This window comes from Cupriavidus sp. YAF13, assembly GCF_052113425.1.
Lineage (GTDB): Bacteria > Pseudomonadota > Gammaproteobacteria > Burkholderiales > Burkholderiaceae > Cupriavidus.
Genome location: NZ_JBFRDD010000044.1, coordinates 12,872 through 25,049, shown reverse-complemented (window position 1 = coordinate 25,049; position 12,178 = coordinate 12,872). Strand labels below are relative to the sequence as shown.

Here is a 12,178-nt window from a genome sequence, read left to right as displayed (position 1 = left end):
GCGGCGGCGAGCGGCGGATTACATGCCGTTGTCGCCCTCCACCTTGCCGATCGACGCCTTGATCCCGACAGCGGTGCGCAAGCCCTTGACGGAATACGTTTGCGTTTGCGCCTGCGCTTGGTCCTCCGGCATGCGCATCCACAGTTGCGCGAACAGCCCGTCCTTGGGTGAATAGCCGCCAAACCAGTCGACCAGTTGCCCGACGTAGCACTGGCGCCCCACCCAGACGGGCATGTCTGCCACGATTTCAAAGGTGTAGTGGCCCGGGCCGTAGCTGTAGTAGACGCCGCGGTCATCGCCCTTGACGGTGTCCGGAACCGGGCAAAGAGGCTTGTCCATGGTGCCGGCATCACGGGCCACCGCGCTGCTCGCCTGCCTAAGCGCGCGCGTCAGGGCGGCATGCAAGGTGCTGTCCAGCGTGGTCGATGATCAGATCGCGCTGGCCGTCGCCGTCGATTTCCATCAGCGTGTAGGAAGCGTTGCCGTTCTCCCCGCCGCCTTCGATGCCCGAGGCCAGCAAGGCGCGCCATTCGTCGCTGGTGACGCCTGGGGGGCGTGTCGCCGGGAAATGCGCGTCGTCGCCCGTTTGCTTGTCTTCTTTCACGTTGGCGAACGTTGTCATGCCCGTCTTGATGCGGATCGCATCGAGGGCCTTCTCTAGCGGGAACACCGGCTCGGTCTTGCGCATGGCTTCCACCGCCTGGCGCAGGTCCTCCAGCGCCTGCCGGTCCACGCTGTCCGGCTTGTAGGCGGCGGCTTCGCGCAGCTGCGCCCGCAATGCCGCAAGGCGCTCGTCATATCGTGCCTTGATGCAGCGCTTGTCCGCGCCACACTGATCCCGGGTCTTCAGCTACGCAAGCTGGGCTTGCCGTAGCGCGGCGCGCTGCGGGGCCTGGGCGCCGGCGAGCTTGCCATACACGGCCGAGAGCTTGCCGTCGAGCTTGCGCAGATCCGCATCGGCGCAGATCGCGACCTCCGTGCCGCTCGCCGCGCGGTCGCATTGCATGCCGGCCTGCGCAGCCTGTGCGGCAGGGACATACAGCGCCAACAAGGCGACCAGCGACGAGACATTCCTGATGTTTACATTCACAACGCGCGTTCTCTTCTGAGTGGTTCCAGCCTGGAAAGGCAAGCAGGCACTGCCCCCTCAACAAGCGAATATGGAAGCGCAATATGCTTCTTTGTGCCGATGCGCACCGGCCGGTAGTCTAGCAAGTCCTTGTTCATGGCAAGCCCGCCGCTACCTGCTCTATGCCTCAAAGCTTCTCCGCGCTGCCCGATGGGGCCATCCCGCTCCACGTGGCGGCACCGCAAACGCTTGCGGCCTTGCTGGAACAACTGCCGCCGGTGCAAGCACAGTGGGCACGCGCAACCGGCTTCGTCCCGTTGCCTGGCAAGACCTTGTTGCTGCCGGATGCCGATGGCGCGCTGGCGGGCGTGATCGTCGGCGCCGATCCGGCCCAGCCGTTGTGGCAACTGGCGGGCCTGCCGAAGCAGTTGCCGCCAGGGCGCTATGCAATCGCCGCCGCGCAGGATGAACCGCCGCTGGCCGCGCTCGGCTGGGCCATCGGCGCCTTGCCCGCGCGCTGGGACGACACGGTGGACGACACAGTGGACGACGCGGCGAGCGGCGCTCAAGACCTCGCGCAACTGGTCGTGCCACAGGCCACGCAGCAAACCCTCCAGCCCCTGGCCACAGCCATCGGCCTGGTACGCCGGCTGGTCAACACACCGGCCAACGTCCTCGGCCCCGCACGCCTGTCGGACGCAGTCCGCGCACTGGCGCAGGCGCATGGCGCCGAGTTCCGGGAATGGATTGGCGACGCCCTGCCGGATGCGGGCTTCCCGCTGGTCCACGCCGTCGGCCGCGCGGGCGCCCAAGCGCCGCGCGTGGCCACGCTGCATTGGGGCGACCCGGCTGCGCCGCGCGTGGTGCTGGCCGGCAAAGGCGTGTGCTTCGATTCAGGCGGGCTGGATATCAAGCCGGCGCAGGGCATGCGCTGGATGAAGAAAGACATGGGCGGCGCGGCCCACGCCATTGCGCTTGCGCAACTGGTGATGCAGGCGCGCCTGCCCGTGCGGCTGACCCTGGTGGTGCCGGCCGTGGAAAACGCCATCGGCTCCGGCGCGCTGCGCCCAGGCGATGTGATCCGCGCTGCCAATGGCACGTCGGTGGAAATCGAAAACACCGATGCGGAGGGCCGGCTGGTGCTGGCCGATGCCCTGCATCACGCGCTGGGCGAGCGGCACGCGCCCGCCGCCATCGCCATCGACCTGGCCACGCTGACCGGCGCGGCCCGCGTGGCGCTTGGGCCGGAGCTGCCCGCGCTGTTCAGCAATGACGATGCCCTTGCCGCCGACCTGCTCGCGCAGGCCCAGCGGCTGGCCGATCCGCTGTGGCGCATGCCGCTGTGGCAGCCCTATCACGCCATGCTGAAATCGTCGTTCGCGGATACGCAGAATGCCGCCGCCGCGCCGCTGGCCGGCGCCATTACCGCTGCCCTGTTCCTGCAGCGCTTTGTCCCGGACGGCACGCCCTGGCTGCACCTGGACCTGTACGCCTGGAACCAGGACGACCGCCCGGGCCGCCCGCGCGGCGGCGAGGCGCAGGGACTGCGCGCGCTCTTCGGCTTGCTGTCGCAGCGCTTTCCCGCGGTTGCCGGCAAGCCCATGCATTCCTGATTACAAGACAACCACCGTAAGTGAGAACAACAGACATGATCCAACGACTGGCGCTGGTCGCCACCCTGGCCGCCGTATTGCTGGCCGCTCCCGCGCTGCACGCCGAAACCCTGCGCTGGGCGCGCTCGGCCGACGCCTCCACGCTGGACCCGCACGCCGTCAACAACGGGCCCAACCACAACCTGCTGCACCAGGTCTATGAGCCGCTGATCATCCGCACCGCCGATGGCAAGCTGCTGCCCACGCTGGCCACCTCGTGGCAGCGCACGGACGACCCCACGGTATGGGAGTTCCAGCTGCGCAAGGGCGTGAAGTTCCACGATGGCAGCGTGTTTACCGCCGACGATGCGGTGTTCTCGCTGTTGCGCGCCAAGTCGCCCACCTCGGACATGAAATCGCTGCTGGTCTCGATCACCGAGGTGACCAAGGTTTCGCCCTTCGTCATCCGCATCAAGACCGCTGGCCCCAACCCGCTGCTGCCCGACAACCTGACCAATATCCAGATCCTGAGCGCGGCATGGTCAAAGTCGCACAACGTGGAGCAGCCGCAGAACGCCTCGGCCAAGGAAGAGACCTACGCCACGCGCAATGTGAACGGCACCGGCCCGTACACGCTGGTGTCGCGCGAGCAGGACGTGCGCACGGTGCTCAAGCTCTTCCCGCAGTACTGGGGCCGCGGCCAGTTCCCGCTGGAGATCGACGAGCTGGTCTACCTGCCGATCAAGTCGCCCGCCACCCGCGTGGCCGCACTGCTCTCCGGCGAGGTGGATTTCGTGCAGGACCTGCCGATCCAGGACACGGCGCGGCTGCGCGCCGACCCCAAGCTGCGCGTGAACCAGGCAGCGGAAAACCGTGTGATCTTCTTCGGCCTGAACGTGGGCAACGCGCCCTTGAAGTACTCGGACGTGAAGGACCGCAACCCGCTGGCCGACCGCCGCGTGCGCGAGGCGTTCCAGCTCGCCATCGACCGCAACGCCATCAAGACGGCCGTGATGCGCGGCTTGTCGGTGCCGACCAATATCATCGCGCCGCCGTTCGTGCATGGCTATGACAAGGCCTTCGACGTGGTCGGCAAGCCCGACGTGGCGCGCGCCAAGGCGCTGCTGGCGCAAGCAGGCTATCCCAACGGCTTCGGCATCACCCTGCATTGCACCAACGACCGCTACCTCAACGACGAAGCCATCTGCCAGGCCGCTGCCGGCTTCCTGGGCCGCATCGGCATAAAGACCACGGTGGTCTCGCGCCCGCTGGCGATCCAGACCGCCGCCATCAACAACCTGGATACGGACTTCTACCTGTATGGCTGGGGCGTGCCGACCTACGACTCGGCCTACATCTTCGACTACCTGGTCCACACGCGCGGCAAGAACGCGCGCGGCGCCACCAATGCCACGCGCTACAGCAACCCGGAGCTGGATGCGAAGATCGTTTCGCTCTCTAGCGAGGGCGACCAGAAGCAGCGCGACGCCACCATCAAGAGCATCTGGGCCACGGTGCAGAAGGAACTGGTCTACCTGCCGCTGCACGACCAGATCCAGACCTACGCCATGGTGCGCAAGTTCGACATCCCGGTGAACCCGTCGAACACGCCCTACTTCAAGCTGTTCAAGCTGGCGAAGTCGTGACAATGGGCGCGCGCTGATGCTGGTCCACCTTCTCCGCCGCCTTGGCCAGTCGCTGCTGGTGCTGCTGGCCGTGTCCTTTATCGCCTTCCTGGTGTTTCGCCATATCGGTGACCCCACGGTCAGCCTGCTGGGCGAGGATGCCTCGATCGAAGACCGCCAGGCGCTGGTGGCCGAACTGGGCTTCGACCGGCCCGTGCCGGTGCAGTACGCGCGCTATCTCGGCAACGTGCTGCATGGCCAGTTCGGCATCTCGTACCGGGTCAAGCGGCCGGTGACGCAAGTCATCCTGGAGCGCGCGCCTGCCACGCTGGAGCTGGCGCTGGTGGCGGCGGTGGTCGCCGTGCTGGGCGGCGTGGCGCTGGGCGTCTACACGGCGATACAGCGCGACGGCTGGGCCAGCCGCGCGCTGATGACGGTGTCGCTGGTCGGCGTCTCGCTGCCGACCTTCCTGATCGGCATCCTGCTGATCAACCTGTTTGCCGTGGAACTGCGCTGGCTGCCCTCGTTCGGGCGCGGCGACACCGTGGCCGTGGGCGGGTGGAACACGGGCCTGCTCACGCGCTCCGGCTGGGCCTCTCTGGTACTGCCGGTGGCCACGCTAGGCCTGTTCAAGCTGACGCTGATCATGCGCCTGGTGCGCGCGGAAATGATGGAAGCGCTGCGCACCGACTACGTGCGCTTTGCCCGCGCGCGCGGCCTGCCCGAGCGGCGCATCCACTACGGCCACGCGCTGCGCAATACGCTGATCCCGGTGGTCACCATCACCGGGCTGCAGCTCGGCTCGCTGATCGCCTTCGCCATCGTCACCGAGACGGTGTTCCAGTGGCCCGGCGTCGGGCTGCTATTCATCTCGTCGATCCAGGCGGTGGACGTGCCAGTGATCGCCGCCTACCTGCTGATGATCGCGGTGCTGTACGTGTGCATCAACCTGGCGGTGGACCTGGTCTACCTGCTGGTGGATCCGCGCCTGCGCCATGCCTGACTCCGCCATGAACCCAATGCAAAACGCCCCCGCTCCAGCCGCCCCGGCGCAAAACCGCTGGCGCAATGCCGAGTCGCCCGTGGTGCGGGCGCTGGCGCGCTCGCGTACCGCGCAATTTACCGTGCTGCTGCTGGCGCTGCTGGTGCTCGCCGCCCTGTTCGCGCCCTGGCTGGCGCGGCAGAACCCCTTCGATCCCGCCGGGCTGGAGTTGCTCGATGCCTTCACGCCACCTTGGCAGCATGGCGCGTCCGGCGCGTTCTATCCGCTTGGCAGCGACGACCAGGGGCGCGATATTTTTTCCGCCATCCTCTACGGCTTGCGCATGTCCCTGCTGGTGGGCGCGGCGGCGGTGGCGCTGTCGCTGGCCATCGGCGTCACGCTTGGCCTGGTGGCCGGCTATGCCGGCGGCTGGTTCGATACCGTGGTGATGCGCCTGGCCGATGTCCAGCTCACCTTTCCGGTGCTGCTGGTGGCGCTGCTGATCTTTGGCATTGCACGCGGCATCCTGCCCGCTGGCTACCGCGACGAGATGGCGCTCTACGTGATCGTGACCGCCATCGGCCTGTCGGAGTGGGTGCAATACGCGCGCACCGTGCGCGGCGCGGTGATGGTGGAAAAGCACAAGGATTACGTGCTGGCGGCCCGCATCATCGGGCGCTCGCGCACGGCCATCCTGCTGCGCCATATCCTGCCCAACCTGCTGGCGCCGGTGCTGGTGATCGCCACCATCAGCTTTGCGCTGGCGGTGGTGGCGGAGTCCACGCTGTCCTATCTGGGCGTGGGCCTGCCGCCCACCCAGCCCTCGCTGGGCACGCTGATCCGCGTTGGCCAGGGTTTCCTGTTCTCCGGCGAGTGGTGGATCCTGCTATTCCCCGCGCTGGTGCTGCTGGCGCTGGCGCTCTCGGTCAACCTCGCGGGCGACTGGCTGCGCGACGCACTCAACCCCAAGCTCCAATGACCAAGATGCCTGTAAACCTGCCCGTCCTCAGCGTGCGCGGCCTGTCCGTGGCGTTCGACTCCTATCGCGGCACGGCGAACGTGCTCGATGACGTGTCCTTCGACATCGCCCCCGGCGAAATCCTGGGCGTGGTGGGCGAATCCGGCGCCGGCAAATCGATGACCGGCAATGCCGTCACCGGCCTGATCGAGCCGCCCGGGCGCATCAGCGCCGGCAGCGTGACGCTGCGCGGGGAACGCATCGACACCTTGCGCGGCGAAGACATGCGCCGCATTCGCGGCAAGCACATCGGCATGGTGTTCCAGGACCCGCTGACCAGCCTCAACCCGGTCTGCACCATCGGCCGCCATCTCACCGAGACCATCCGCACCCACCTGCCGCTATCGCCCGCGCAGGCACGCCAGCGCGCGCTGGCATGGCTTGCGGACGTGGAAATCCCCGACCCCGCCACGCGCTTCAACCAGTACCCGCACCAGTTCTCCGGCGGCATGCGCCAGCGCGTGGCCATTGCGCTGGCGCTGTGCGGCGAGCCCGAACTGCTGATTGCCGACGAGCCCACCACCGCGCTCGATGTGGTCGTGCAGGCGCAAGTGATCCAGGTGCTGCGCCGCGTCTGCCGCGAGCGCGGCACCGCCGCCATGCTGATCACCCACGACATGGGCGTGATCGCCAAGGCCGCCGACCGCGTCCTGGTGATGTATCAGGGCCGCGTGCTGGAGACCGGGGCGGTACGCGACATCCTCGACCACCCGCGCGCGGCCTACACGCGCACGCTGATGGCCGCCATTCCCTCCGTGCACCAGCGGCTGCACCGCCTGCCGGTGCCGGAGGAAGGCGCCGTGGCGCCGCTGCCGGCGCAGGCATCCCGCCCTGAGCCCAAGCAAGACGCCGCGCCACTGGTGCAGGTGCAGGGCCTGGCGCGCGACTTCGATCTCTCCGCCGGCTGGCTGCTGCGCACCCTCGCGCGCCAGCCGCGCAAGGTGCTGCACGCGGTACGCGACGTCAGCTTCGCCATCCCGCGCGGCACCACCTTCGGGCTGGTGGGCGAATCCGGCTCGGGCAAGTCCACCGTGGCGCGCATGATTGCCGGCCTGACCCGGCCCGGCGCGGGACGCATCAGCATCCACGGCGTGGACCGCTGGGCGGACCGCCAAGCCGCGGCCACCCTGCCCGGGCGCTTCCAGATGATCTTCCAGGACCCGTACGCCAGCCTCAACCCGCGCTGGCGCATCGACCGCCTCATCGCCGAGCCGCTGCAGGCGCTGGGGCTCAGCAAGAGCCCGGAAGACACCGCGGAACGTGTGGCGCAGGCCCTGCGCCGCGTGCGCATGTCGCCGGACGCCGGCCGGCGCTATCCGCACCAGTTCTCCGGCGGCCAGCGCCAGCGCATCGCCATCGCCCGCGCCCTGGTCAGCCACCCTGACTTCCTGATCTGCGACGAGCCCACGTCATCGCTGGACGTCTCGGTGCAAGCCCAGGTACTCAACCTGATGCGCGACCTGCAGGACGAACTCGGCCTGACCTACCTGCTGATCAGCCACAACCTGGCGGTGATCCGCCAGCTGTGCGACCAGGTGGGCGTGATGCAGCACGGGCGGCTGGTCGAAGTCGGGCCGGCGGATGCGGTCTTTGCCGCACCCCGGCATGGCTATACGCGCACGCTGATGGCTGCGGTGCCGGATGTGGGGCGGGAACGGGGGGTGCCGGTGGTGGCGGTGGCTTAGTGGCGGCGCACTGGGTGAGTGGCGCTCGTCAGCGAAGGAACGCAAGCATGACGCAAGAGAGACATGACAGGACGCGTAGATGGCACGGGCGTGCGGGCACCGCCGCCGGCGCTGCGGGGCTCTGTCTGTCGCTGGGGACGGAACTGGCGTGGATACAGCTGGGGGGTGTCTTCCTGACCACCCTGGGAATTCACTTCTGGGTGATGTCCCGCCAGCGGGATTGAGCGATCACCGGGGAACCCCGGCGATCGTCATGGCTTTCGCGGCCTTCATCGCGCTAAGGCGCCATGTGCCGCGCTACGTGCCGGAACGCTTAGCCAACAAATGCCTTTTCAAGCACAAAGTGGCCCGGCGCACTCATATTGCCTTCCGTGAAGTGCTGCTCGGTCAACATCGCGCGAATGTCCTTGAGCATGTCCGGGCTGCCGCACAGCATGATGCGGTCGTTCTCCAGCGAGAACGGCTCCACGCCCAGGCGCTCGAACAGCTCGCCGTTGGCGATCAGGTCGGTGATGCGGCCCTGATTGTCGAACTCTTCGCGGGTCACGGTGGGGAAATAGACCAGCTTTTCGCGGATCAGCTCGCCCAGGTGTTCGTGCTGCGGCAGGTGTTCCTGGATCAGCTCGCGGTAGGCCAGCTCCTCGACGAAGCGGCAGGTGTGGGTCAGCACGACCTTGTCATAGCGCTCGTACACTTCCGGGTCGCGGATGATCGACAGGAACGGGGCCAGGCCGGTGCCGGTGGCCAGCAGCCACAGGGTCTTGCCCGGCAGCAGGTTGTCGACCAGCAGCGTGCCGGTGGGCTTCTTGCCGACGAAGATCTGGTCGCCTTCCTTCAAGTGCTGCAGGCGCGACGTCAGGGGGCCGTCCGGCACCTTGATGCTGAAGAATTCCAGCGTTTCCTCGTAGTTGGCACTGGCGATGCTGTAGGCACGCAGAAGCGGACGACCGTTCACTTCCAGGCCAACCATGGCGAACTGGCCGTTCTCGAAGCGGAAGCCGGGGTCGCGGGTGCAGGTGAAGCTGAAGAGCGTGTCGGTCCAGTGGTGGACGGAGAGGATGGCTTGCTGGTTGAGATTGCTCATGAATAAGGCGCTGTATGCGCTGGATGGCGCCGGCGTCGATGGCCTGTTGTGGCCTGATACCAAAGGCTTGGCGGTAGCTTGCCGGTTGCGTTCAACAAGGCGGGCTCCGGTCCGAAGGCTGGAAGACGCGCCGATCAAGGTGAGAAGATAGCGGATTTTAGAAGAAAACGCAGGGCGCGTCCCGATTCATGCATATTCAGGGGGGTTATCCGCCCCACGCCCCGCGTTTTCAGGCTCAACGGCGCCCCGAAAGCCGCCTGACCACCGAAATCAGCCGGTCCACCTCGTCCGTGGTGTTGTAGAAGGCCAGCGACGGCCGCACCGTGGCCTCCACGCCAAAGCGGCGCAGGATGGGCTGGGCGCAGTGATGCCCGGAGCGCACGGCGATGCCTTCCTCGTTGAGCGCGCGGCCGACTTCCTCGGTCTCATAGCCCTTGAGCACGAAGGACAGCACGCTGGCCTTGTCGCGCGCCGTGCCTACCAGCCGCACACCCGGGATGGGCTGCAGCAGGTGGGTGGCGTACTCCAGCAGGTCGTGCTCGTAGCGGGCGATATTCTCGATGCCTACCCGCTCCACATAGTCCAGTGCGGCGCCCAGCCCGACCGCATCGGCAATGTTGCCGGTGCCGGCCTCGAAGCGGTTGGGCGGCGGCTGGAACACGGTGCGCTCGAAGGTCACGTCGGCAATCATGTTGCCGCCGCCTTGCCAGGGCGGCATGGCCTCCAGCAGCTCGCGCTTGCCGTAGACCACGCCGATGCCGGTGGGCCCGAACACCTTGTGGCCCGAGAACACGAAGAAATCCGCATCGATGGCCTGCACGTCCACCCGCATGTGCGAGACCGACTGCGCGCCGTCCACCAGCGCAAGGGCGCCGGCGCGGTGCGCCAGGTCGACGATCTCCTTGACCGGCACCACGGTGCCCAGGGCATTCGAGACCTGGGTCACGGACACGATCCTGGTGCGGTCGTTGAGCAGCCGGCGGTACGCATCCAGCAGCACCTGCCCGGAATCGTCCACCGGAATCACCCGCAGCCTGGCCCCGGTCTGCGCGGCAAGCTGCTGCCACGGCACGATATTGGCGTGATGCTCCAGGTGCGAGACGATGATCTCGTCGCCCTCGCCCACGTTCTGCGCGCCCCAGGTCTTGGCGATCAGGTTGATCGCCTCGGTGGTGCCGCGCACGAAGATGATCTCGTCGGGCGAAGACGCGCCGATAAAGCGCTGCACCTTGCTGCGCGCGGCCTCGTAGGCATCCGTGGCGCGCCCGGCCAGTGCATGGGCGGCGCGGTGGATGTTGGAGTTCTCGTGCGCATAGAAGTACGAGATGCGGTCGATCACCGACTGCGGCTTGTGCGTGGTGGCGGCGTTGTCGAACCACACCAGTTGCTTGCCGTTGACGCGCTCCTGCAGGATCGGGAAATCGCGCCGGATGGCGTTGACGTCGAACGGCACGCGCGCCGAGGACGAAGCCCACGGCAGCGTCTCCTCTTGCTCGCGCCCATAGCCATAAGCGCCCGGCCCTTGCTGCGGCAGATGCAGCGAGAGCGGATCGCCGAGCGTGGCGATCTCGCGCAGGCTCGACGCGCCGCCATGCCCGTCGCGGCCCACGCCCTCCAGGAAGTAGTAGGCAGGCGCGGCCGATGACTGCGGCGACGGCGCCGCGGCATGCGGCACGCCCAGCGCCTGCCCGCCGAAGCGGCTTTCCACCGCGGGCGCCACCGTGGCTACCGTGTCGGGCAGGCCATTCTGCGCCACCGAGGCCGGCCGCAAGGCCGGCGCGCGGTTAGGCAGCAAGAGCACATGCGTAGGCGCGGCGGGCAGCAGGTTGGCGCCGGGCACATGGCCCTGCGGGATCGCCGCGCCCGGCACGCCGGTGCCCGTGCCGCCAGGACCCGCCACCGGCGAACCCGGCGGCGCCGGGTTGTTCACCACGGGCAGCGACTGCGCGGCAGCCGGCGATGTCCCCGGCAGGGCCGAGAAAAACGCCCCCGCCAGGCGCGCCAGCACCGCCGGATCCGGCAGGCCGGGCGGCACCGAAGGCGCACCCGGCAGCGCGGCCGACGGGCTGGCCGGCGGATTCGACGGACTCACCGGATTACTTGTAGGTGTCAGGATAGTCATGGTACTTGCCGATCTCCACGTCATCGAGAACCGCCAGCGCATCCGGAGCGTGCACGGCCAGCGAGCAGTACAGCGAGATCAGGTACGAAGCGATAGCCTGGTCGTTGATGCCCATGAAGCGTACCGACAGGCCCGGGCCCTGCTCGCCCGCCACGCCCGGCTGGAACAGGCCGACCACGCCCTGGCGCTTGTCGCCCACGCGCAGCAGCAGGATCTTGCTCTTGCCGTCGGCCACCGGCACCTTGTCCGACGGGATCAGTGGAATGCCGCGCCAGGTGATGAACTGCGAGCCGAACAGGCTCACGGTGGGTGGCGGCACGCCACGGCGCGTGCATTCGCGGCCAAAAGCGGCAATCGCCAGCGGGTGGGTCAGGAAGAACGCGGGCTCCTTCCACACCTTGCTCAGCAACTCATCCATGTCGTCCGGCGTGGGCGCGCCGGTCAGCGGGAAAACACGCTGCGCTTCAGCCACATTGGCCAGCAGGCCGTAGTCCGGGTTGTTGATCAGCTCGCCTTCCTGGTGCTCCTTGATGGTCTCGATGGTGAGACGCAGCTGTTCCTTGATCTGGTCGTGCGGGCTGCTGTACAGGTCGGAGACGCGGGTATGCACGTCCAGCACCGTGCTGACCGCGTTCAGGAAATACTCGCGCGGCTGCTCTTCGTAATTGACAAAGGTGCGCGGCAGCTTGCCCTCGTCATCGCGCTGCGTGCAGGCGACCTTGACGGACTCGGGGTCCTGTACCTTGTTGAGGCGGTAGATGCCGGCTTCCACCGGCACCCACTGCAGGAAATGCGTCAACCAGCGTGGCGTGATGGTCGCAAGCTGGGGGATGGTCTTGGTGGCATTGGCTAGTTGCCGTGCTGCGTTATCGCCGAGCGCCGTCTGGCCGCTCCCGTTTACCGACATGTGCTACTCCGTTTAGCTGTGAGCTGATTGCTATATGAGAAAAACAAGAATCGTTATTGCCGCAGCGATTATCGGGAGACGGCCCGGCCCGTTC

12 protein-coding genes are annotated in these 12,178 nt (G+C 67.5%); 6 read left to right on the top strand and 6 right to left on the bottom strand.

What is annotated here, in order from left to right; translation table 11 throughout:
• Positions 1–18: 18 nt before the first annotated feature.
• The 3 genes from AB4061_RS29290 to AB4061_RS29280 all read right to left on the bottom strand — a co-directional run bounded on the left by AB4061_RS29290 (position 19) and on the right by AB4061_RS29280 (position 1,090).
• Positions 19–405, bottom strand: a complete 387-nt coding sequence (locus AB4061_RS29290; RefSeq protein ID WP_441639731.1) for a hypothetical protein — start codon at positions 403–405, stop codon at positions 19–21.
• Entirely contained in the window at positions 377–778 is a 402-nt protein-coding gene (locus AB4061_RS29285; RefSeq protein ID WP_441639730.1) for a hypothetical protein, read from the bottom strand. Before AB4061_RS29285 ends, AB4061_RS29290 begins: the two co-directional genes overlap by 29 nt.
• A 72-nt stretch (positions 779–850) precedes the next feature.
• Positions 851–1,090 carry a lysozyme inhibitor LprI family protein gene (locus tag AB4061_RS29280; protein WP_441639729.1) on the bottom strand — a complete coding sequence of 80 codons (240 nt, stop codon included), beginning with the start codon at positions 1,088–1,090 and terminating at the stop codon, positions 851–853.
• Between the two features lie 161 nt (positions 1,091–1,251).
• Between AB4061_RS29280 and AB4061_RS29275 the strand changes: the two genes are divergently transcribed.
• Genes AB4061_RS29275 through AB4061_RS29250 form a run of 6 tightly spaced genes read left to right on the top strand, consistent with a single transcriptional unit; the run spans position 1,252 to position 8,195 of the window.
• Complete coding sequence (locus AB4061_RS29275; RefSeq protein ID WP_441639728.1) at positions 1,252–2,682, top strand: leucyl aminopeptidase family protein; 1,431 nt, start codon at positions 1,252–1,254, stop codon at positions 2,680–2,682.
• A 35-nt stretch (positions 2,683–2,717) separates the two neighbouring features.
• Positions 2,718–4,307, top strand: coding sequence for an ABC transporter substrate-binding protein (locus AB4061_RS29270; RefSeq protein ID WP_441639727.1), 1,590 nt, complete (start codon positions 2,718–2,720; stop codon positions 4,305–4,307).
• Positions 4,308–4,323: 16 nt separating this feature from the next.
• Positions 4,324–5,289: an ABC transporter permease gene (locus AB4061_RS29265; RefSeq protein WP_441639726.1), complete on the top strand. Its 966-nt coding sequence runs from the start codon at positions 4,324–4,326 to the stop codon at positions 5,287–5,289.
• A gap of 7 nt (positions 5,290–5,296) precedes the next feature.
• The gene (locus AB4061_RS29260) at positions 5,297–6,247 is read left to right on the top strand and encodes an ABC transporter permease (protein WP_441639725.1); all 951 of its coding nucleotides are present in this window, start codon (positions 5,297–5,299) and stop codon (positions 6,245–6,247) included.
• The gene (locus AB4061_RS29255; protein WP_441639724.1) at positions 6,244–7,971 is read left to right on the top strand and encodes a dipeptide ABC transporter ATP-binding protein; all 1,728 of its coding nucleotides are present in this window, start codon (positions 6,244–6,246) and stop codon (positions 7,969–7,971) included. The genes AB4061_RS29260 and AB4061_RS29255 overlap by 4 nt, the downstream gene beginning before the upstream one ends.
• A 47-nt stretch (positions 7,972–8,018) precedes the next feature.
• Positions 8,019–8,195, top strand: a complete 177-nt coding sequence (locus AB4061_RS29250) for a hypothetical protein (protein ID WP_441639723.1) — start codon at positions 8,019–8,021, stop codon at positions 8,193–8,195.
• A gap of 89 nt (positions 8,196–8,284) precedes the next feature.
• Here AB4061_RS29250 and AB4061_RS29245 read toward each other — a convergent pair whose 3' ends face one another.
• The 3 genes from AB4061_RS29245 to AB4061_RS29235 all read right to left on the bottom strand — a co-directional run bounded on the left by AB4061_RS29245 (position 8,285) and on the right by AB4061_RS29235 (position 12,084).
• Positions 8,285–9,055, bottom strand: a complete 771-nt coding sequence (locus AB4061_RS29245; protein ID WP_043354426.1) for a ferredoxin--NADP reductase — start codon at positions 9,053–9,055, stop codon at positions 8,285–8,287.
• Between the two features lie 235 nt (positions 9,056–9,290).
• A complete protein-coding gene (locus AB4061_RS29240; protein ID WP_441639722.1) occupies positions 9,291–11,177 on the bottom strand; it encodes a family 2A encapsulin nanocompartment cargo protein cysteine desulfurase in 1,887 nt (628 codons plus the stop codon).
• A complete protein-coding gene (locus tag AB4061_RS29235; RefSeq protein WP_006157090.1) occupies positions 11,152–12,084 on the bottom strand; it encodes a family 2A encapsulin nanocompartment shell protein in 933 nt (310 codons plus the stop codon). Before AB4061_RS29235 ends, AB4061_RS29240 begins: the two co-directional genes overlap by 26 nt.
• Between the last annotated feature and the right edge of the window lie 94 nt (positions 12,085–12,178).